Annotated in this window: 25 protein-coding genes; 14 read left to right on the plus strand and 11 right to left on the minus strand. The window is 42.8% G+C overall.

All coding sequences use genetic code 11. The annotated features are described in order from the left end of the window. Window positions 1-123 precede the first annotated feature (123 nt). A complete protein-coding gene (locus ACYH0O_RS02625) occupies window positions 124-924 on the minus strand; it encodes a VLRF1 family aeRF1-type release factor (protein WP_482631008.1) in 801 nt (266 codons plus the stop codon). Window positions 925-1057: 133 nt separating this feature from the next. On the opposite strand from ACYH0O_RS02625, the gene ACYH0O_RS02630 reads away from it, so the two are divergent. Then, window positions 1058-1474, plus strand: a complete 417-nt coding sequence (locus ACYH0O_RS02630) for a GNAT family N-acetyltransferase (protein ID WP_482631009.1) — start codon at window positions 1058-1060, stop codon at window positions 1472-1474. 163 nt (window positions 1475-1637) lie between these two features. Next, window positions 1638-1871 carry a hypothetical protein gene (locus ACYH0O_RS02635; RefSeq protein WP_482631010.1) on the plus strand — a complete coding sequence of 78 codons (234 nt, stop codon included), beginning with the start codon at window positions 1638-1640 and terminating at the stop codon, window positions 1869-1871. A gap of 242 nt (window positions 1872-2113) precedes the next feature. Here the strand turns inward: ACYH0O_RS02635 and aldA are convergent, their stop codons facing one another. Both aldA and ACYH0O_RS02645 read right to left on the minus strand, forming a co-directional pair. After that, complete coding sequence (aldA, locus tag ACYH0O_RS02640) at window positions 2114-3562, minus strand: aldehyde dehydrogenase (protein ID WP_482631011.1); 1449 nt, start codon at window positions 3560-3562, stop codon at window positions 2114-2116. A gap of 174 nt (window positions 3563-3736) precedes the next feature. Then, on the minus strand, window positions 3737-4762 hold the full coding sequence (locus tag ACYH0O_RS02645) for an NADP-dependent oxidoreductase (protein WP_482631012.1): 1026 nt from the start codon (window positions 4760-4762) through the stop codon (window positions 3737-3739). A gap of 106 nt (window positions 4763-4868) precedes the next feature. Between ACYH0O_RS02645 and ACYH0O_RS02650 the strand changes: the two genes are divergently transcribed. Continuing rightward, window positions 4869-5801: a phosphotransferase gene (locus ACYH0O_RS02650; RefSeq protein ID WP_482631013.1), complete on the plus strand. Its 933-nt coding sequence runs from the start codon at window positions 4869-4871 to the stop codon at window positions 5799-5801. Between the two features lie 26 nt (window positions 5802-5827). On the opposite strand, the gene ACYH0O_RS02655 is transcribed toward ACYH0O_RS02650, so the two are convergent. Then, the gene (locus ACYH0O_RS02655; protein WP_482631014.1) at window positions 5828-6331 is read right to left on the minus strand and encodes a peroxiredoxin family protein; all 504 of its coding nucleotides are present in this window, start codon (window positions 6329-6331) and stop codon (window positions 5828-5830) included. A 170-nt stretch (window positions 6332-6501) separates the two neighbouring features. On the opposite strand from ACYH0O_RS02655, the gene ACYH0O_RS02660 reads away from it, so the two are divergent. Beyond that, entirely contained in the window at window positions 6502-6804 is a 303-nt protein-coding gene (locus tag ACYH0O_RS02660; RefSeq protein ID WP_482631015.1) for a phospholipase, read from the plus strand. 317 nt (window positions 6805-7121) lie between these two features. Beyond that, window positions 7122-7844, plus strand: coding sequence for a 5-formyltetrahydrofolate cyclo-ligase (locus tag ACYH0O_RS02665; protein ID WP_482631016.1), 723 nt, complete (start codon window positions 7122-7124; stop codon window positions 7842-7844). A gap of 147 nt (window positions 7845-7991) precedes the next feature. Here ACYH0O_RS02665 and ACYH0O_RS02670 read toward each other — a convergent pair whose 3' ends face one another. The 3 genes from ACYH0O_RS02670 to ACYH0O_RS02680 form a co-directional block, all read right to left on the minus strand. Further along, the gene (locus ACYH0O_RS02670; protein ID WP_482631017.1) at window positions 7992-8549 is read right to left on the minus strand and encodes a beta-class carbonic anhydrase; all 558 of its coding nucleotides are present in this window, start codon (window positions 8547-8549) and stop codon (window positions 7992-7994) included. A 26-nt stretch (window positions 8550-8575) separates the two neighbouring features. Continuing rightward, window positions 8576-9109: a hypothetical protein gene (locus ACYH0O_RS02675; protein WP_482631018.1), complete on the minus strand. Its 534-nt coding sequence runs from the start codon at window positions 9107-9109 to the stop codon at window positions 8576-8578. A gap of 85 nt (window positions 9110-9194) precedes the next feature. Then, window positions 9195-9845 (minus strand): cobalamin B12-binding domain-containing protein, encoded by a 651-nt coding sequence (locus tag ACYH0O_RS02680; RefSeq protein WP_482631019.1) that lies wholly within the window; start codon window positions 9843-9845, stop codon window positions 9195-9197. Window positions 9846-10192: 347 nt separating this feature from the next. Here ACYH0O_RS02680 and queF point away from each other — a divergent pair, with 347 nt between their 5' ends. The 9 genes from queF to ACYH0O_RS02725 all read left to right on the plus strand — a co-directional run bounded on the left by queF (window position 10193) and on the right by ACYH0O_RS02725 (window position 19750). Continuing rightward, on the plus strand, window positions 10193-10690 hold the full coding sequence (gene queF / locus ACYH0O_RS02685) for a preQ(1) synthase (RefSeq protein ID WP_034761195.1): 498 nt from the start codon (window positions 10193-10195) through the stop codon (window positions 10688-10690). 127 nt (window positions 10691-10817) lie between these two features. Further along, a complete protein-coding gene (locus ACYH0O_RS02690; protein WP_482631020.1) occupies window positions 10818-11717 on the plus strand; it encodes an EamA family transporter in 900 nt (299 codons plus the stop codon). A gap of 256 nt (window positions 11718-11973) precedes the next feature. Beyond that, window positions 11974-12822, plus strand: coding sequence for a YitT family protein (locus ACYH0O_RS02695; protein WP_482631021.1), 849 nt, complete (start codon window positions 11974-11976; stop codon window positions 12820-12822). Between the two features lie 126 nt (window positions 12823-12948). Further along, the gene (locus tag ACYH0O_RS02700) at window positions 12949-14586 is read left to right on the plus strand and encodes a DUF2339 domain-containing protein (protein ID WP_482631022.1); all 1638 of its coding nucleotides are present in this window, start codon (window positions 12949-12951) and stop codon (window positions 14584-14586) included. Window positions 14587-14665: 79 nt separating this feature from the next. Next, window positions 14666-14779 carry an RAxF-45 family protein gene (locus ACYH0O_RS02705; RefSeq protein ID WP_482631023.1) on the plus strand — a complete coding sequence of 38 codons (114 nt, stop codon included), beginning with the start codon at window positions 14666-14668 and terminating at the stop codon, window positions 14777-14779. Window positions 14780-15008: 229 nt separating this feature from the next. Further along, the gene (abc-f, locus tag ACYH0O_RS02710) at window positions 15009-16886 is read left to right on the plus strand and encodes a ribosomal protection-like ABC-F family protein (protein ID WP_482631024.1); all 1878 of its coding nucleotides are present in this window, start codon (window positions 15009-15011) and stop codon (window positions 16884-16886) included. Between the two features lie 88 nt (window positions 16887-16974). After that, window positions 16975-17955 (plus strand): NAD(P)/FAD-dependent oxidoreductase, encoded by a 981-nt coding sequence (locus ACYH0O_RS02715; protein ID WP_482631025.1) that lies wholly within the window; start codon window positions 16975-16977, stop codon window positions 17953-17955. Window positions 17956-18052: 97 nt separating this feature from the next. Continuing rightward, a complete protein-coding gene (locus ACYH0O_RS02720; RefSeq protein WP_482631026.1) occupies window positions 18053-18568 on the plus strand; it encodes a GNAT family N-acetyltransferase in 516 nt (171 codons plus the stop codon). Window positions 18569-18670: 102 nt separating this feature from the next. Beyond that, a complete protein-coding gene (locus ACYH0O_RS02725) occupies window positions 18671-19750 on the plus strand; it encodes a nitric oxide synthase oxygenase (RefSeq protein WP_482631027.1) in 1080 nt (359 codons plus the stop codon). A gap of 38 nt (window positions 19751-19788) precedes the next feature. Here the strand turns inward: ACYH0O_RS02725 and ACYH0O_RS02730 are convergent, their stop codons facing one another. From ACYH0O_RS02730 to ACYH0O_RS02745, 4 genes are all read right to left on the minus strand, one after another. Beyond that, window positions 19789-20019 carry a hypothetical protein gene (locus tag ACYH0O_RS02730; protein ID WP_482631028.1) on the minus strand — a complete coding sequence of 77 codons (231 nt, stop codon included), beginning with the start codon at window positions 20017-20019 and terminating at the stop codon, window positions 19789-19791. Window positions 20020-20106: 87 nt separating this feature from the next. After that, complete coding sequence (locus ACYH0O_RS02735) at window positions 20107-20280, minus strand: hypothetical protein (RefSeq protein WP_482631029.1); 174 nt, start codon at window positions 20278-20280, stop codon at window positions 20107-20109. Window positions 20281-20410: 130 nt separating this feature from the next. Next, window positions 20411-20761: a hypothetical protein gene (locus tag ACYH0O_RS02740; protein WP_482631030.1), complete on the minus strand. Its 351-nt coding sequence runs from the start codon at window positions 20759-20761 to the stop codon at window positions 20411-20413. Between the two features lie 9 nt (window positions 20762-20770). Then, window positions 20771-20902 carry a hypothetical protein gene (locus tag ACYH0O_RS02745; RefSeq protein WP_482631031.1) on the minus strand — a complete coding sequence of 44 codons (132 nt, stop codon included), beginning with the start codon at window positions 20900-20902 and terminating at the stop codon, window positions 20771-20773. Window positions 20903-21078: the final 176 nt, after the last annotated feature.

Consider the following 21078-nt stretch of genomic DNA (forward strand, 5'->3'; position numbering starts at 1 on the left):
TTGTTTTGTTATGGGATGGTTGGTCGTTGTTGTGTGCGGATTTTGCGATAGACAAGAATGGAGGATAACCACCAAAAAAAGACCACCGTCTTATCCCAAGGACAGTGGTCTTTTAAAGCATTTTTATGCCAGTAACTTCTCCACAACTTTATGCTCATTTTCATTCAGCAAGTTTTTGCCGATCGTTTCATGAACCTCTTTATTCATGCTGTCTTCCAGAACAGCGGCCTCTTCTTTATCGCCAACGAGTAAGATCCGTTCCCACTCTTCATCAACGGCTTTTTTGTCCAGGATATTGCCCAGACTTTTCCACCAGCGTTGTTGATTCGCTTTGAGGCGATTTTCGAATTCTTCCTGCTGATTGGCCTTTCCGCCGCCGCTTCCCATGCTAACGTCTGAGTGGTGGGGACCTTCATGCTTTCGCCAATCCTCTGTTTCTAAGTCGAATTCCATAAACTCGCTGGACTGAATCTCTCCAAAGGCGGAGGTGAGGATTTTGATTTGATTTTGCTGAAGAAGCACCAATCCCGTGTAAGGATATTCTTCATGTAAGGATTTCAATTGATCCAGGGAAGGATTCTCCTCCCAATAAAAATTCGTTTCAACCGGTACTTGAAGCTCGAAGGTCTCCCAAATGCCACTATCGGCTGAAGCGAAGATGATAAAGCTTCTCGGCAGTTCACGTTCTAAACTATATACATAGTTTTCTACTTTCGGTCGGATTGATTGAAGCCTTTCTTTTTCCTCGGGAGCACTTTCAAGGTATTCTTCCAGGCGGTTGAACCCGTTTTTAAGGGCAATCTTCCATTCACCGCCCTGCTGATCGTGGTCGCTGCGGTCAGTATTCAAATAAACAGTCAATAATTTATCAGGTTTTTGTAAGTGCAAGTTTTCCAATACGCTCAGTGTTTTTTTGAAAGACATGGAACTCCTCCTTATAGAATGCTTACTTTTCATATAAACGGTAAAGCCTCCTCTTAAACATTGTTTTGTAAAACAAGGGAATTGACGAAAGGACTATTATAGGAAAAAATAGGAGGGAAGGGAGGGGACACCAATGAACATAGTGAAACAGTGGATCCAGGAAGATAGTGATTATATTCGTAAGAAGTTAATCGAATACAATATGTCACAAATAGATGAGGAGACAAAGACGCCTCTGGAGCAAATCAGTTTTGTAATGAGGAACGATGAGGATGAAATCGTTGGTGGAGTGGTCGGAGAAATGTTCTGGCATCATCTGCATGTTGATTTTCTGTGGGTGGCAGATGACTACCGGCATGGGGGGTACGGCTCCAAACTGATTCACCGGATAGAAGAGTACGCCAGGGAGAATGGATGCTATCTCGTTATATTAGATACATTCAGCTTTCAGGCCCCTCATTTTTATAAAAAATTAGGGTATAAGGAATTCGGGGTCCTTAAAGATTTCCCTCAGGGCCAGAGTCAGTATTTTATGGAGAAACGATTGTAGCAACCAGCCGGGGCTGGTTGCTTTTTTCGATTGGAGGTTTCTTCTATAAAATCTCCAATATGCTTTTGAAGCCCATTTTCTTAAAGAAATCAGATAAATCATGTTTTATGTTCTTTCCATCGGGTAAATATGTACTAAATAACATACGACGGGAGAGAATAAAGTGAGCTATATTAACCAGGGTAGAGAGCGCATTCAATTTGATCGTCAGGGTAAGAAAAGGGATTTACATATACTGGAGTGCACACATTGTGAGAATGAATTCCGTTCAACGATGAATGTCAATCAAATCGAGTGCTCACATTGTTCAACATCTACAGATCCTAAATTGGAACGTTCCATTTTTAAAGTCATCGGATTTATTGAAAATCTTCAAGGGAGTGAAGTTCGTTGCTAAACAAGGACAAATTAGCCGATTTGAAAATGGATTTTAATGATATTCTTTGGATGAGTTCTGGAGTTGCTATTATTCTATTATTACTCGCTTTAGCAAATTTCTTTATCCTAGCCTAATCATATTGTGTGATTGGTTTGAAAAGTCCTGACTGTTTAGTAGGACTTTTTTTGTTGGGCGAAACTCTCCATTGAAAAAGCCTGCCCGCATTTAGGATGATAGCGGGCAGGCTTTTCTTTTGGTTGTTATCCTTTATAGTTTTCATCGTATTCAAGATAAACAACATGAGTTTCCAGGTATTCGTTAAGTCCGTGTTTTCCATCTGCTCCGCCGATTCCGGATTGACCGCGGCCAGCGTGGAAACCATTGATGGCTTCGAAATTTTCACGATTGACGAAGGTTTCGCCGTATCGAAGTTCATTAGCGGCTCTCATGATCTCATGAAGATTTTCACTGAAGATCGATGAAGAAAGGCCATATTCGGTATCGTTGGCAAGCTCCATGACTTCATCAAAACCCTTGTAAGTCATAATTGGAAGGACCGGTCCAAAGATCTCTTCCTGGATAATCTCCATATCCTGTTTTACATCTACGAGAATGGTAGGCTCGTAGTAGAACCCTTTATCCATATTGAGCGGTTTCCCGCCGGTAAGGATTTTTGCTCCGTTTTTAACGGCTTTATTGACCATTTCAGTTACGGTTTTGAGGCGGTCCTTATTCACAAGAGGTCCGATGTCGTTATCCCGGTTTGTCGGATCTCCGACTGTCGTGTTTTTCATCGCTTCGGTCATTTTACTGATGAATTCTTTTGCTACATCCTCGTGGACATACACTCGTTCCGCGTTTGTGCATGCCTGCCCGGAATTGGTGATTCTCGATGTTTTGATCTTTTCAACGGCAAGATCAATATTTGCATGCTTGGTGACGATGGCAGGAGCCTTACCGCCCAGCTCCAGGTTTACTTTTGTAATGGACTTCGATGCTGCTTCCATCACTTTTGAACCAGCCGGGTAGCTTCCCGTCAAGGACACCATGCGTACTTTAGGGTGATTGGACATTGGGTTTCCGATATCTGAGCCTCTACCGGTTACAAGGTTAAAGACTCCTTTTGGCAGCCCGACCTCGTCTATGATCCTAGCGAACTCACATGCGGTTTTTGGTGTATATTGACTTGGTTTCATCACGATCGTACAGCCTGTCACTATGGTTGGTGCAACTTTTCTGGCGAGGATGAACATAGGGAAGTTCCAGGGGACGATTCCTGCTACGACACCGATCGGCTTTTTGTAAACAAGAATGTTTTCATTCGAGCGCTCACTTTCAAGGATTTCACCTTCATATCTTAACGCCCAACCCGCCATGTAGCGGAAATACTCAATGGCAAATTCGATCTCACCCTCAGAGGCATCCAATGTCTTCCCGTTTTCTTCTGTCAGGATCTGAACAAATTGATCTTTCCGCTCTTCCAGTTTATCGGCAATTTTATATAAATAGGAAGCACGCTCCTTGGAAGGGATCTTCTCCCATGAAAGAAAAGCAGAATGAGCAGCATCAATCGCGTGATTGACATCCTCTTCCGTTCCCATCTGAATGGAAGAAATCGTCTCCTCATTCGCAGGATTGATCACGTCTAACGTATCCCCCGACGTACTACCCACAAACTCTCCATTAATATACATCTGATACTTCTTCACGATTACTCCTCCTTGTAGGACTGTTTCTTAACATATCTTCTCCTTTTCCCGTTCAATGGGGAGGGGTAAACATGGGGATGTGCAAAAGGAAGAGGGACGGACCTCCATCACTCATACCTGAACGTTGATTTATCAGGATTTAGGTGAGAATTTGGAGGTCCGTCCCTCGTAGAGTTATTTGCCTGGTTCTGCGATTTTGACGAGTTGTTTGCCGATGTTTTTGCCTTGGAAGAGTCCAAGGAAGGCGTCGGTTACGTTTTCTAAGCCTTCTGTTATAGTTTCTTCGTATTGGAGTTTTCCTTGGGAAAGCCATTGACCAAGTTCTGTTGCTCCTTCTTTGAAGCGGTCATTGTAGTCGTTGACGACAAAGCCTTTCATAAGTGCGCTTGATTTAATCAATTTGGTTTGTACGCGTGGTCCCAGATCACGATCTGTTTTGTTATAAGAAGAAATCGCTCCGCAAACTGGTACACGTGCATGTTTATTTAGTAAACTAAGGGCAGCGTCACCAATTTCACCACCAACGTTTTCGAAATAAACATCGATGCCGTTTGGACACGCTTCTTTTAACGCTGCATAGATGTTGTCCGTTGTTTTGTAGTTGATTCCTTTGTCGAATCCAAGCGTATCTGTCAGGTAGCTTACTTTTTCATCCGAACCTGCAATCCCGACGACACGGGCTCCTTTGATTTTGGCAATTTGTCCGACAACAGAGCCGACTGCACCTGCGGCACCGGATACAACCACGGTTTCGCCTTCTTTCGGCTGACCGATGTCAAGGAGTCCGAAATAAGCGGTCAATCCAGTCATTCCCAGTATACTAAGGTGAGTAGAAATAGGGGCGACATTCGGATCGATGGAGCGGACCTGCTTTTCATTGGCAAGTGAATATTCTTGCCAAGGCAGCATTCCTACAACGAAATCGCCTTTTTGGAAGTGTTCAGATTCTGACTCGACGATTTCTCCAACCGCTCCGCCAGCCAACGCTTCGTCCAATCGGAATGGTTCTACATACGACTTGGCATCAGACATTCTGCCCCGCATATAAGGATCCACGGAAAGATAAAGAGTTTTAACTAATACTTGACCTTTGGATGGTTTAGGAACTTCAATCTCTTTGAAGTTGAAATCCTCTTTTACAGGCATTCCTTCAGGACGGGCGACTAATTGAATTTGTTGCTGCTTTTCGGGTAACATCATGATTCCTCCTCATAATTTAAGCTGAAAAGTTCTTCCGATTACTTGAAACTTATCACATGGAGTTTAGGTTCTACAAAGAATAACACTTGAGAAGGGTGGGGTGAATGTGGCGAATAGTTGGGATGCGGAGGTCGAGGTCACCATTGACCAGGCTAGATTATTAATCGGAAATCAGTTTCCGGAACTTCATCCGTTAAGATTAGACATCATTGACTATGGATTCGATAATACGGTTATGAAAGTGAACAACGATTGGATCTTTCGGTTTCCAAGACGGGATATAGCCGTGAAGCTTCTGGAAACAGAAGGAAAGCTCTTGCCAATGCTCGATGAAAAGAGTCTCGGACTCCGATTTCCGGTTCCGACCTTTTTTGGAGAGCCTTCCCCTCAATACAAATGGCCCTTTCTAGGTTACCGGATTGTTGAAGGAACGATTCCATCCAGGGCACATGAGGTGGGTAGAGAAGGGAAGTCAGCCCTTAAAATGGCGTGGTTTCTAAAGAAACTTCATCTGACGGATGTTTCAGAGGCCGGGAAACGGGGAGTACCTAATGATGAATTGAATCGTTTAGATGTTAAAAAACGAATCCCGACCTTGGAAAAAAATATTCATGAAATCGAAGAACTAAATCTTTTTCACCAGGTTGAAAAGTTAAAAAACTACCTTCAGCACGTACCAAAAAAGCCATTACCATCAGAAACTACTCTGGTCCATGGTGACCTTCATTTTAAAAATATCGTTGTGAATGAGAATGGAATTTTATCAGGGATTCTGGATTGGGGTGACGTTCATATTGGCCATCGTGCCATTGATTTAAACCTCGTGTACAGTTATCTCAATCCTGCGGGACAGAATTTGTTTTTTGAAGAGTATGGAGAAGTTGAGGAAGTCGAGTTGGAGTATGCACGGTTCAAAGCCATCTACACCAACGTCGTCCTGCTACTTTACGGCTATCATGAAAAGCAGCCTCATACAGTAGCAGAAGCTCAGAAAAGCTTAGTGCTTGCATTAGTAAGAGGGACGGACCTTGGTGAGTAACACCAAGGTCCGTCCCTCTTCTGATATTATTTAACGTTTTTTTGGATATACTTCACGATTTTTCTGAGTTCATTCGCATGTGGACGGCCAAAGGGGCTCGTTTGTCTTTGCTGGTACATGGTTTGTCCTTTTTCATTCACGAGGAAGTAAGCCGGTTCACCATGTTGTCCGTGATCCTCGTAAGGGGCATCTTCACCGTGATAGAACACATCATAGGCTTTGATGGCCTCTAACTTTTCATCTGCTAAAACAGGGAAAGTTATATCCTCTTTGTTTGCAAACTCCTGCAAGTCCTCCAATTTATCACTGGAAATCGCAAGTATGTGAACATTATGTTTTTTAAAATTCTCTTTGTTAGCTTGTAACTCTCTAAGTTCCTCCTGACATACCGGGCACCATGAGCCCCTGAAGAAAACGATGAGATGCCAGCTTTGATGTTCTTTTTGATGGTCCTCAAATGAGAACGTTTCACCTGAAACTGCCGGGAGCGTGAAGTTTGGTACCGTATCATTTAATTGAAAAGTTGCCATTATTCATTCCTCCTATTGTTTTCTTTACAGTCAGATAGGCATTAGGACAATCCTAACCAGATTTAAATACATACATTATAGTAATTTATTTTGCTTACATAGAGTGTATTTCCCTTTATGTGAGAAACAAAACGTACTATTGTGCAGAGTGAGTAGAAAGGACGATGGATATGAGAAGAAATAAGACAGGTCAAAATCTGTGTATTTTCCCGGAATACAAGTGGTGCGGACCAGGATGCAGCGGACCCGGTGCCCCCATCAATTCAGTCGACGCAGCATGCAAGGCCCATGACCTTTGCTATGAGCGATACGGTCCAAGCTGCCAGTGTGATCGGATGTTCATGAGGAAGCTGAAAGATGAAATCAACCACCATAGTCGAAAAGGAAGACATGCTTTTCTTATGTATCAATATATGAAATTGCAGACGAGCGTCACGTGTCAAAGGCATCGGTGCCGGGGATCATGGATTTAGGTCGATGAGACCCGGCAGCTTTTATTTGAAGGCGGGGAATGGTACATCGTTAGACTTTACTTTGAAAGTGAATAATGAAAGGAGGGAATGGGGTAAGGTAGTTTATTGCGTCGTTTCGTTTTATGTGTCTCTTAATATAAAATGGGAAGTGCGAAAGAGAATCAACAATTCCCGGTTCAATCAGTCGAAAAAGAACAGGCTGGCGAATCAAAATAACATGGTTTAATAGATAATAAGAATAATAGCAGCACTAGGTAAAATAATATTAAGGGTTATAATTATATCAATTTCCAGTTTTGTAAGAAGGAGAGGGAAGTATGAGTCAAAAAGATGAAATCAGGCATAAGGTATGGAATCGGCTGACGGAGAATAAATTAGGCCGTTTTCCATTTCCGTTAGTAGGCAGGATTCCGAATTTCAAAGGGTCAGAAAAGGCGGCCTCTTATGTCCAGAGTATGGATATTTACAAGGGTGCTCATGTGATAAAAGTAAATCCAGATGCACCTCAGCTTCCACTTCGCGCAACTGTGTTGAAGGATGGGAAAACCTTGCTCATTCCAACACCGCGCTTAAAGGACGGATTTGTCATGATCAAGCCTGAATGGGTACCTAGGGGAGAAGAGAGAAAGGCAGCGAGCATCAAACATATGAATACATATGGTAAAGTCGTACCTCTCACAGGTATACCTCCTATTGACCTAATCGTAGTCGGTTCCGTTGCGATTCATCGTGATGGACGAAGACTTGGAAAAGGAGAAGGCTATGCCGATCGTGAATACGCCATCCTGCGTGAAATTGGTAACAACCCAGTGCCTGTCCTCACGACTATAAACAGTGAGCAGCTTGTAGTGGACGACATCCCAAGAGATTCCTTTGACCTGGCCGTCGACTGGATCATCACCGAAGAAGGTATCACAGAAACCCGCACTCCATACCCAAAACCACAAGGCATCGAATGGGACTACGTAACCGGGGACGAAATGGAAAAGATGCCGATCCTGAAGGAATTGAAGGGTTTATCTAGAGGGACGGACCTCTAATTAAATCTCATAAACATTGATATGATAGGGATTAGCTAGTAAATATTGTTGATTTTTGAGGTCCGTCCCTCAAAGTACCGTAAAAAACCCCCTGAAGGAGTAACACCTTCAGGGGGAGGTTATGCTGGGAGACTAGTAAAGGCTTTTTTAGTATCCTTCTACAACCAAATCCAGCTTTCCTGTTTCAGGGCTGATGACCAATCCGTGTACAGGAATCTTTTTATCCATTAACGGATGGTTTTTGATCATGTCGACGCTGTGGGCGACGCTTTCCTGTACTGAGCTGAAACCTTTCAGCCAGTCGTGGAGGTCAATGCCGGAGTAGTTGACGGTGCCGAGTGTTTCTTCCGCCACACCTCGTTCTTTCATTTTTTCCAAGATTTTGTGACTGTTGATGGCGCTCATGCCGCAGTCATGGTGACCAATTACGAGTACCTCGTCGGCTTGAAGCTCATACACCGCAACGAGCAGGCTGCGCATGATACTACCGAATGGATGACTTACGAGGGCACCGGCATTCTTGACGATTTTTACGTCGCCATTTTTCATGTTCATGGATTTAGGCAGAAGCTCTACTAAACGGGTATCCATACAAGTAAGAATGACTAATCGTTTGTCTGGAAACTTGGTTGTTCTGTACTCTTCGTACGAGTGTTCTTGTACAAACTGCTGGTTGTAATTAAGTATGTTCGCTAATAAAGTCATATTGTCTTCTCCTATAAATTTTATTATCACTTCACATTATGCTGAAGGTGATTTTCTATCTCTTTTATTTTATCCATAATTTCTTGCCGATTCCAATCAGAAGTATTAGAAAGCTTCAAATAAAGAGAAGACACTTTAGCCAGTACTTCTGTCAAATTAGGTTCTTTTCGTGGATACGTGGACTTACCCATGAGATCAAATAAGCCATTCATTTGTTCCGACACTTTCTTGTATTGAACGTCTTTAGAAATGACGGCAACATGGAAATATTGTTGCATATCTGAAAACTGATAGAATATATCAAACAGCTCGAATGTATCATTTTTCTTCAGATTCAATTCCATTTCACCGGAGGAATTCTTATGAATAATCCGTGCGAACTTTGGCGAGCTTTCGTCTTCTACTATAGACATGAAGTTTTCTCCAGGCTTTAAAAAGTCATAACCCGAATTAGAAGCATCCATTAAATTAAACTGCCTATCCAGTAGTAAATAAGGAATCGGGCATAAATGCAGGTTTTCCACATGATCACTCCCTTGAGAAAGGTTAATGGACGTCATTGCCCCGTTCCTCGATACAGAGGAGGTTCATGAGGGATAACATTCAGTTGAACCTTATTAAGTTTGGCTAAATATGATGAAGGAGCTAGCCTTTCTGGGAAACAAGCTGTTCAGACATATCTGTCAGATACTCATTGAGCTCTAACAAGTCATTAAAGCTTTCTACCTTTGATCTTTCCAGAAAATCCAGGGTGTAGTTTGATATCAATCGGCCGCCAACTAGAATTTCAATCTCTTGATTATACTCTCTAATCTCTTCGATGCACTCTTTCAATCGAGTCAGTTCCGTTGTCATGCCGATGGAAATCCCAATGACATGGGGCTCCCACGCTTCAATAAATGTTAAGGCATCCTTAACAGGGACATTTGCTCCCAAGTAACGGGTATTCCATTGTTTCTCTTTGAACACTTCGTTCGCAAGCTCAAGTCCTAAACTGTGATGTTCACCCTCTATACAAAATAAAAGAGCTTTAGGATGGTTTTCCAAAGCTTCTTGATGGGTAAAGACGGTAGCGAGTAAATATTTAAGGGTTGCAGTAGCTAAATGCTCATCTGCAACGGTAATTTGATTTTTCTCCCAAAGATCACCGATTCTATACATAGATGGTTTAATAATTTTCTCGTAAAAAGTAAAATTATCTATTTTTGAGTGAATAGAAGACGAATGTAATTCCATTAATGAATGCACGTCTCCCGCGAGAATAGACTTGGTGAAAGCCTGGACCAGCTGATTCATTTATGATCACTCCCAGCAAAAATACCAATTACTATATTCAATAGATAGAATTGAAATTCCTGCTACAAATTTCAATCTATAATTGGATTGACTTTCCCTATATTCTTATTTAATATAACCTCTGTAACACAAATTGTCGCTCAAGTAACTGAGAGAGGTTCATAGCATTAACCCTCTATAAAAAACTATGGTTCTATGAATCTAACATGAGATTTTCTTAAACATGTTATCCTTTAAGCGTAACAGGATAGTACAATTTTTGCAATTTACCTTCCTATTACTCCGATTCTTAGGCTAATGCTATGTCCTCCTTCATTCGAGGCACTCTGAAGGGGAGGATTTTTTACATGTCAGGAAGAAAAGACGAAGATTTAACAGATCTATCATTATTAGGAAATCAAGGAACGAATTACCTGTTCGAGTATGCTCCACACATTTTGGAAGCGTTCGACAATAAGCACCCAAATCGGGACTATTTTGTGAAGTTCAACTGTCCTGAATTCACAAGTCTCTGCCCGAAAACAGGTCAGCCGGACTTCGCTACCATCTATATCAGCTATATACCAGGTGAAAAGATGGTGGAAAGTAAATCACTCAAGCTCTATCTATTCAGCTTTAGAAATCATGGTGATTTCCACGAAGACTGCATGAACATCATCATGAACGACCTGATCGAATTAATGGATCCACGCTATATAGAAGTGTGGGGGAAGTTCACTCCACGGGGCGGAATCAGCATTGATCCATACTGTAACTACGGAAAGCCAGGTACGAAATACGAAACGATGGCAGACCACCGCTTGATGAACCATGATTTGTATCCTGAAAAGATTGATAACCGATAAGATGGGAAGGACGATTCTGCTTAAAGGAATCGTTCTTTTTTTGTTTAGCGATAAGCGAATATTTCTATTGCCGAAATAAAATTCCGGGATTATACTTGCGAAAGAGATAGTAAAAGGGGGGAGCGGGATGAAGCCGATAAACGCATCTCTTTGTGTGCTAATTGGAGCAAGTTCTTATGGGATTCATGCTTCTGTCGTGAAGCTCGGATTTGCTGAAGGCTACTCTGTTTCAGATGTAACGGGTATACAGTATTTATTTGGAGTGGCTATGTTATTCCTAGCCTTTCTTTTTACTAAAAAAATAAGGATGACTAAGACGCATTGGGTCTCGCTCTTCGGGGTCGGAATCCTTCTCAGCTTGACGGGGGTCTTTTATGGTCTCAGTCTTCATGAGGTTCCTGCTTCCATTGCGGTTGTCATGCTGTTCCAATTCACATGGATCGGTGTTTTGATTGAATCGATTTATTTAAAAAAATTCCCTTCCAATAAGAAGCTCCTTTCCGTTGTGTTTCTTTGGATGGGAACCTTGCTTGCAGGAGGGGTCATTTCTTCTGAACGTTTCAGATGGTCTGAAAATGGGATGGGAATTCTCTTCGGTTTCTTTGCAGCCATCACATTTGCCCTGTTTATCTTCTTCAGCGGCAAGGTGGCAAAAGAAGTGCCCACGATTCAAAAGAGCATGATGATTACCCTTGGCGGTTTACTTGTAGTCCTCATTGCGTTTCGTCCTTCTTTCATTCAGGAACCTGTTCAGATTGTTGAAATGGCTGACTTTGGACTACTTGTCGGCATCTTCGGAAGTATCTTTCCCGTCGTCTTTTTCGCGATCGGTACTCCACACCTCGATTCGAGTCTCTCGACGATTGTGGGAGCAGCGGAACTTCCGGCTGCAATACTCGCAGCCATGTGGATTCTCCATGAACAAGTGGTATTATTGCAGTTTATTGGCATCCTGCTGATCTTGATCGGGATTACCATTCCTCAATTTCATATGGGACCTGTCCGGAATCGGAAACAATTTGGGTGAACGAAAGCTCTCTTCCTTGGTGAAGGGAGCTTTTTTGAGTCGAAAGCCAAAAATCCTACCTTACCCCAATTTTTACCCTATTAAACCCAAACCCCATCCTCATCGTATCTGCAAACCCTTCCAATTTTCACAATTATTAAACCTTATTTTTTTGACCGGATTCCCTTTACAAAGGGTCTTGATGGGCTTTATAATCCCGTTGTTCAACTATTTACGGAAAACAAATAAAATTTTAAAGAAAAAGGAGGTTGCGGTGATGCGACAAAGAATATTTTCCTTCTTAATGATGAATCTTGGTGCATTTCTTGTTTCAGTGAATGTCCATTTTTTCTTATCGCCTAATAATTTAGCGACAGGGGGAGTAAGTGGATTGTCGATCATCATGAACGATCTGTTTCCGGGTCTTTCCCTTGGACTGTTCATGATCATGATCAATATCGTGTTATTTATCGTCGGTGTGATCTTTCTCGGCTTTAATTTCGGTGCGAAAACCATTTACGCAAGTTTCGCCCTTTCATTCTATGTTTGGTTATTAGAGAGATTTGCTCCCATGAGTGCGCCATTAAGTGATGATATTTTGATTCAATTGATTATCGGTCAATGCATTGCCGCAACCGGTATGGCCATTGTGTTCAACCAGCAGGCATCTACGGGTGGAACGGATATCGTGGCCCTGATCTTTAATAAATATTTCAATATAGATGTAGGCAGAGGTGTTTTACTGGCAGATTTATCAATCGCCATGTCCTCAGCCGTACTATTCGGACCGCAAGTCGGAATGTATGCATTCTTCGGTGTTATCCTGAACGGACTGGTCATCGATTATGCATTGCAACAATTCAATTCAAATAAAGAGATTGTGATCATAAGCAGGTACAGCGATGAGATCAAGTCTTATATTGTCCATGAACTGGGAAAAGGAGCGACGATTCATACGGCAACGGGAGCCTTCACTTCCGACGAAAAGGAAGTCATCACGACCATCCTTGGTCGCAAGGACTTTTCCAAGTTAAAAGGGTTCATCACCCAAGTCGATAATCGTGCCTTTATCACGGTCCATACGATGAATGAAATACTCGGTCAAAACTTCAAACGACTGGCATAGAAACAAAAGCTTCACCTCTCAAGAAGGTGGAGCTTTTTCTATGTCAAAAAATATTGTTCTAATTTCCAGAAAATAAAGGAAAATATTCCATTCTTCCTGTATAAATAGAAGGTAGGGGGTGGAAATATGGAGAAAGAAGAGCTTGAACGCCTGGAACGGAAAATCAGCACGCTGGAAAAAGAATTATACCTGGTGAAAAGGCAGTTGATACAAGCGAAGAACGAAAGTGAAGCGCCTGTTATTCAAAAAGCAGAAGTGTATGCAGAACCTGATAATCAATTCCCTGCTGAGGAAAATGAGCCATTCATCGAAAAAGAACCATTCGATTTTTCAGTGGAGCGCTGGCTTCCGAAAGTGTTTCTATTTGTCCTATTGATAGGAAGTATCTGGGGCTTTATGGCTGCTTCTCAAAATGGCTGGGTTACGCCCGGTTTAAGGGTGTTAACGGGAGCTGTCATCAGTATCGTGATGTATTTCTTAGGGGAGCGGTATAGCAGGGATCAGAGGAAATTATCCATCACACTGCTATCGGGGAGCATCGTCCTAGCGATTATTACGTTATTCTCAGCAAATATTTTGTATGGATATATAGGTGGACTCATCACGAATCTACTATTAATCGTCATTATTTCTGTCGGACTTTGGACTTCGCATAAGCATGGTTCTGAAGTTGTCCTGTGCTTGATCGGGGCAGGAGCGTATCTGTTTCCTTTTATTTTCGCAGGGGACGAACGGAATGAGTGGTTGTTTTACGGATATGAGTTAGTAATGTTCTTTGTGTTAATGACGTTCAGTACGGTGAAACGATACCGGATTGCCTGGAATATTCATTATTATTTACTTTATTTCTCATTGTTTTTCTTTGCGGCCTTTGGAGTAGGGGCGATGACCCTGACCGTTCTGATTCCTTTTGCGATTCAGCACGCCTATATTTTACTGTTAATTGTGCTGGGCCGCGATGAGCGGGTGAGTGCCGAAATGATTCCAGCTCTAGTATCAGGCTCATTCATCCTTCTTGGATTATTGAATGATATTTACGCAACGATCCCACTCTTTTATTATGTGACTTTCGCTTTGGTGTATATCGGCGTATCGTTTATTGAACCGAAGGAAAAGAAACAAACAAAGGATGTCCTGCTGGTCTTAGGGTTCCTGCATGTACTCCTCTTCTTATTTGAACTATTCGAATACGATTGGCGTTTTGTCTTAGTCGGCATTCAGGCTACTGCCCTTTTATGGCTTGCAGGAAGAAGGGAAAGCTACCTTGGTTTGATCGCTTCCATTCTTTTGATGATGTGTTCGTTCCTCGGAGTACTGGTAGGTGCATCCGATGATTTCTTTACGATTGAACTGCCGATTTTTGTAATCGCATTTGGGTATGTGTATCTGTTTTCCCATTACAATCAAAATGAGTCCTCTTTCTTAAACGTGTCGACAACATCGATTCAAGTCGTGTTGACAGGACTTGTGATGTTCTTCGTATTACGTTTGACGGATTTCATTGTAATCGGCTGGGATTATACCCCGCGAACAACCGCCTTCACCGTAGCGATTGCGGCTCTGTCCATTGCTTATCTCATCTTCGGTGAAAGCAGGAGGGACGCCTTTTATCGCTGGGTGGGGATCAGCTTTTTAGCTCTGGCATTGGTGAAATTCTTCCTGGCAGATCTAGTGTTCCTGGATTTCACGATCCGTGCCATGATCCTGATTCCAATCGGAGTGATCGGTCTTGTGCTTTCAAGAATTTTATATAAAAAGAAATAAACACATTGCAATAGCTTTCAGAATAATTATATAATGGTGGTATTAACTAACGTGAAATGGAAAAGGAGGTGGAATTGAGATGAATCGTTCTGTAGGATTGCGTGGGAAGTATTTAGACTATATTTACATTTGCCGTGCAATTTTTCATGTATTTGCCTTCAAGGGGACACGTATGCCCTTTTTAAGCAAATGAATATGAATACTGAACGGTAAGAGGTCTCAATTCCAATCACTTTTCTATAAAGAATCGGAAAATGGGGGCGTTTTCGCTCTCTTTTTTTATGCCTTCTTTTATAAAAGGGGAATGTGCGGTACAATCCCATTTCGATTAGCCATGGACGAGCCTTCTGCTTCCTCATGGCTTTTTTGTGATCATAACGGAACCTCTTACCTTAAAATAGATGACCGAAAGGAAGAGGAAAATGATACTATGCAGTGCACAGGAATTAAGCAAAATGTTTGGAGGCCATTTAATATTTGAGGAGTTATCCTTTGAAATCCCTGAAAGAGCTAGAATCGGTCTCGTTGGCAGAAATGGGACGGGAAAGACGACGATTTTTAAATTATTATCAGGAGTCGAATCCCCTGATAAAGGTCTCGTTCATTTAAAGAAGGGAGCCAAGGTAGGCTACCTTGCTCAAATTCCTCACTATTCGGAAGGGACAAAAGGACTCGACGTTTTACGCTCTGCGTTTTCCGATTTAATCAAGACCGGAGAGAGATTAAAAGAATTGGAATTTCAAATGGGGCCGGAGCAAGATGCTGACACCCTCAACCGTTTATTAGAGGAATACGGCAAAATTCAGGACCGATTCACCCTTGCCGGTGGATATGAAATTGATTCCAATATTTCAAAGATCGTCAATGGATTGGATATCCGTGAATTGGTGGATAAGGACTTCAATGACTGCAGCGGCGGGGAACAAACGAAGCTTTGTTTAGGCTTGATACTTTTGCAAAAACCTGACCTCCTGCTCCTTGATGAACCCACGAACCATCTGGATATCGGAGCCGTTGAATGGCTGGAAGATTTTTTGAAAGAGTATGAGGGCACCGTCGTGTGTATTTCCCATGATCGCTATTTTCTGGATAACGTGATTACGAAGGTGTATGACTTAGAGGAAGGAGAATTGACGGTTTATCATACGAATTACTCCGGTTTCGTGAAGGAAAAGGAAGAGCGTCTGATGATCGAATTTCAAGCCTATCAGGAGCAGCAGAAGAAAATAAAGAAAATGAAGGAAGCGATCAAACGGTTAAGGGAATGGGCGAATCAGGCCAATCCGCCTAATGAAGCTTTGCATAAACGGGCACGTAATATGGAGAGAGCGTTAGAACGGATGGAGAAGATCAAGCGCCCGGTTCTGGACCGCAAGAAGATGGGATTGGAGTTTGAAGAAACGGATCGAAGCGGGAAAATCGTGTTTTCCATGGATGGTGCTTCAAAGTCTTATGGAGACAAAAGCTTGTTCAGTGACGCCGATCTCCTCGTCCATTTCAAGGATCGTACCGCGATTGTCGGACAGAATGGAACCGGTAAATCAACGATTATAAGAATACTGCTGGGAGAAGAGACCGCCGATGCAGGTGTTGTGAAAATCGGAAGCAATGTGAAATTAGGTTATCTTTCTCAGCACTTTACGGTGGCGGATCCAAGTGTTCGTTTGATTGATGCGTTCCGGGAAGAGGTTCCCGTGACAGAGGGGGATGCCCGGCATATTCTCGCCAGGTTTTTATTTTATGGACCGAATGTGTTCAGGAAAGTAGGCCAGTTGAGCGGAGGGGAGAAGATGAGACTCCGCCTTGCCCAATTGATGCATCAGGACATTAACTTCCTTGTCCTTGATGAGCCGACGAACCATCTGGATATTGATTCAAGAGAAGTGTTGGAGGATGCTCTGGAGGACTTTAAAGGCACGATCCTGGCTGTATCTCATGATCGGTACTTTTTAAATAAGTTATTTAAGAAAACGTACTGGATTCATAAAGGGGAGCTCTATTTCTTTGATGGACCCTATAGCTGGGCAAAAGAAAAGCTTCCTGAGCTGGTTCCACAGGAAGTGTCTGCAGCCGTTGTGAAAAAAGAAGCACCCGCTAAAGCTGCCCCGAAAAAACCGTCGCGGACGATGGAAGAGGTGGAAGCTGAGCTAGAACGGGTTGAGGAAGAGATTTTTTCCATTGAAGAGCTGCTTCTTTCACAAGGAGATATAGACATCCTTCAGGAACTTTATAAGGAAAAAGAAGAGAAAGAGCAGAATCGAGACAAAATGTATCAAGAGTTAGAAGAATTAATGGGTTAGTGTAGAAGGGAGATGACGCTGAAGTCATCTCCCTTCCATTATTTCCAATGACCTTTGTATAATGGGAAAAAAGAGAGGGTGAGAGTGAATGTCGAAAAAAGAAGTGATCATCATCGGAGGCGGCCTGTCAGGAATCATGGCTGCCAAAACGTTAATGGATAGCGGTATAACGGATATCATCGTTATTGAAAAGAGTAGAAGTGTCGGAGGGAGACTTGCCACAAGGCGGATCCAAGGCGGAAAAGCGGATCACGGTGCGCAATTCTTCACGGTGCGTTCCCCAGAACTTCAAACAGACGTTGAGAATTGGCTCCAGTCAGGCTGGATCAAAAAGTGGTTTGGCGATCCCTACCCTCGCTACACCTCAGTCGATGGAATGAACGCCCTGGCTAAAAAACTGGCCGAAGCACTTCCTGTAGAGCTCAATACGAAAGTCTCCTCCATCCTTGATGGGAGGGACGGACCTCTGGAGGTGGAATTGGATAATGGTGAGAAGATCCTTGGGGAACATATCATCGTAACGGCACCAGTACCTCAAGCCCTTACATTGCTACCTAAGATCGAAAGCAAGGAGCTAAAGCATATCACGTTCGCTCCTTGTTTCGTAGGTATGTTCACCTTTGACCAGGAAAGCATCGTACCTGCGCCGGGACATAAGGACGAACAATTGCCCCCGGGAGTTGAACGGGTGTCGGACCATCACAAGAAAGGAATTTCTTCTACTGTAACAGTGAGTGTGTATATGACGGGGACCTGGTCGAAGAAGCGCTTTGACCTTGAGGATGACACCATTTTGGGTGAAATTCAGAAGGTTGCAGAGCTTCATCTTGGAGAGGGAAATCAACTAGTACATGCTCAATTGAAACGTTGGAAATATGCTGAGGCAGAAGAAGTTGTTCACTCTCCTTATGTGGAACTTGGAAGGAATTTGCAGGTGATCGTTTGTGGAGATGCTTTTTTAAGAGAAAATGATGAAGCGGGACGAACACGGTTTGAAAGTGCATATTTATCTGGGATTTCAGCCGGAGAGAGAGTGGCAGGAAAGCTGAAGGGGTCACCACTCTCATGATTCGTGAAGGGTTGATTGTGGGGGTCCAGTATAACCACCATATCATCAAGAAACACTAGAGGAGTACATAAATTCAATGATAAGAAGAGGAAATAAAATGAACATACAACTAAAGCAAGCGAACCCTGACCATCTCAACACCATTATGGACGTTTACTTGAGATGTAAAAAGGATCTGGATGAAAAGGGATTACTTCAATGGAATGATCACTACCCAAGCCGTGCATATTTTGAAGAAGAAATGATAAATGGAAATCTTTATGTATTCATGATAGATGAAAAAATAGCAGGATCCGCGACCCTGAATGAATGGCAGTCCCCGGAATGGTCCGAGATCCCGTGGAGATTTGCGAACGAGTGGGTGATTCATGCATTGTTTCTTGATCCCCTTCAGCAGGGAAAAGGATTGGGTAAAGTATTCATGGAGAAGTGTGAAGATATCGCTCGTGAAAGAGGGTTCGGGAGCATCCGGTTAGATGCATATTCAAGAAACACGGGAGCCAATTATCTTTATGAAAAAATGGGTTATGAGTACCGGGGATCAGTCTACTTCACTTCTAAACCAGAGGGGCACCAGGAATATCGCTGCTATGAGAAAGCGTGGGCGCTTTAAGATTCAATCCTTGTTCAAATGTACCAAGGAAAAGAGCATAGGATGAATGGTATACTTGAAGTTACAGTATGCGCTGAATAAGATAGTTGGGAAGCGATTATATTGACACAGATTTTGGATGAGGCGAGGGCCTTCATTGAGCAATGTTATCAAGAATTAAATAAAAGCGATTCAGACATGATGCTTCGCTTACAACAAATAGAAGATGAACTAAGAACAGAAGGGACCTATTCTCATACGACAGAAGAGCTTGTGCACGGAGCCAAGATGGCGTGGAGAAACAGCAATCGCTGTATTGGCCGGTTGTTCTGGAATTCGCTGAACGTGTTTGACGCACGTGATGCCTTCACTGAAGAAGAGGTGTTCGGTGCGTTAGAGCGCCATCTTGACTATGCTTCTAATAATGGGAGAATCCGTCCGACAATTACCATCTTCAGACCGTCTCAGCCTCAGCAGCCTGACATCCGATTATGGAATCATCAATTGATCAGATATGCTGGCTATGTGGAGGATGGGCAGTATACAGGAGACCCCCATTCCATCGATTTTACGAAGAAATGCGAGGAGCTTGGCTGGAAGGGGCAGGGGAAGGACTTTGATGTCCTGCCTTTCGTCGTGCAAATCGGGGACGGACCTCCACAGTGGAAAGAGATTGAAGCTCGACTTAGGTTAGAGGTCCCTCTACGCCACCCTGAATATGGCTGGTTCCAGGATTTGGGGTTGAAATGGTATGGAGTTCCGATCATTTCTGATATGGAATTAAAAATAGGGGGTATCTCATATAAAGCAGCTCCGTTTAACGGCTGGTATATGGAAACGGAAATCGGCGCACGAAACCTTGCAGACGAGAATCGCTATAATCTTTTGCCGAAAGTAGCGAGCTGTATGGGGTTGGATATGTCGAGAGCGGCAACGTTGTGGAAAGATAAAGCGCTGATCGAGTTGAATATCGCCGTACTCCATTCCTTTAAAGAAGATGGAGTCAGCATCGTGGATCATCATACGGCTGCCCAGCAGTTCCGCTTGTTTGAAGAGAACGAGAAGAGCGCTGACCGTGATGTGACCGGGGATTGGACATGGTTGATTCCGCCTGTGTCGCCAGCAACGACTCATACCTTTCATAAAGAGTACGACAATACGTGGAATTCGACGAATTATTTCTATCAGGATGCACCTTATTAAGGAGAGCTGTTTTCTGTTTCGCACAGAAAGCAGCTTTTTTAAAACGTAAAAGGCGGACGTTTGGACACTTCATAATATTGAAACCAAAACCTGAATTCATCAAATAAAACAGGACCATCGAATGTGAAATTCTCCAAGAAATCTTCAACTAATTCTGCGTCTGCATCATCCATAATGCCAGTCACATAAAGAGGCGTCTTGAATCGCTTGTATAGATCCTCATATCCATAAAAGCTGAACAGATCTTCAAGCTGTTGTTCGTTCATCATCTTCACCTTCCTTACTCATAGGATTTCTCTATCTTGTAAAAATATCCATAAAAAAAAGCAACGGATGGAGTCCGTGCTGTTTTTTTATTAATGGGAAGGTGAAGTGGTGGTACTTGCCATTCGAGCTTTCGGCATTTCATCTTGCTTTTCGGTTGTTTGCGTGGCCACTCTTTCCTCTTGAGAACTTGAACTAAATCCAGCAGAACAAGCAGAAATGGGCAATAGTACAAGCACAAGTAGTACAACCCTCATAGTATACATTATGTGAAGCCACTCCTTTCATCTTCACACTGGGGGACGGACCTTAATAGGTCCGTCCCTCTCATCTTTTCCTATTATTTTTTGTGTGTAGCGTATTTTTTCATTCCTAGTGTGGTTCCACTAGCGATGATCAGCAGGGCTGCAAGTAGGAATTCGAACGGGAATTCGTTTCCAGCAGTTCCACCCATACCGGAGTTTGGCATTTCAGAAGGCATATTGGCTTTGAATTTGTCAGGGAACTGATCAGCAAATGCTCATACGCCATACGGATTTGATCCCAGGATTTTTCGTAATCCCCAGCTGCATAGCTGTTGAATGCTCCAACCAGTTGCTCAACGTGCATTTGAAGTCCTTCTGCCAGGGCGTCAGATTTCAAACGGCCACCTGTTGCTGTTTCAAGGAATTTGGAGAATTCTGCACGATATCCATCCAGATTCTTAAGGGATTCCTCTTTCGCTGCTTCATTCTTCAGCACCTTCATCTCCGCGTCTCATGGCTTCAACCGCTGAGTAGGCATGCTCAGTAAGTGATCTTCACTATTGTGGGCTGAAACTGTACCTACAGTTGGTACTAGTAAGGTCATACTTAATGGGACCGTTAAATAACCTTTTTTCATTTTCATAATTGAATCTCTCCTTTTTTTATATTTTCATAGAACTAACGACAGAAGTTGAAACATGGATCACTTTATAATAAATATTTGTTTTTCAAGAGAGGAGGAAAAGAGGGGAAATATAAAAATGCCCGGCAGTACTGAACTGCCGGGCGAGGAAAAACTATTTTTAAATTTCTGAAGCT

The organism is Rossellomorea sp. H136 (genome assembly GCF_056838065.1).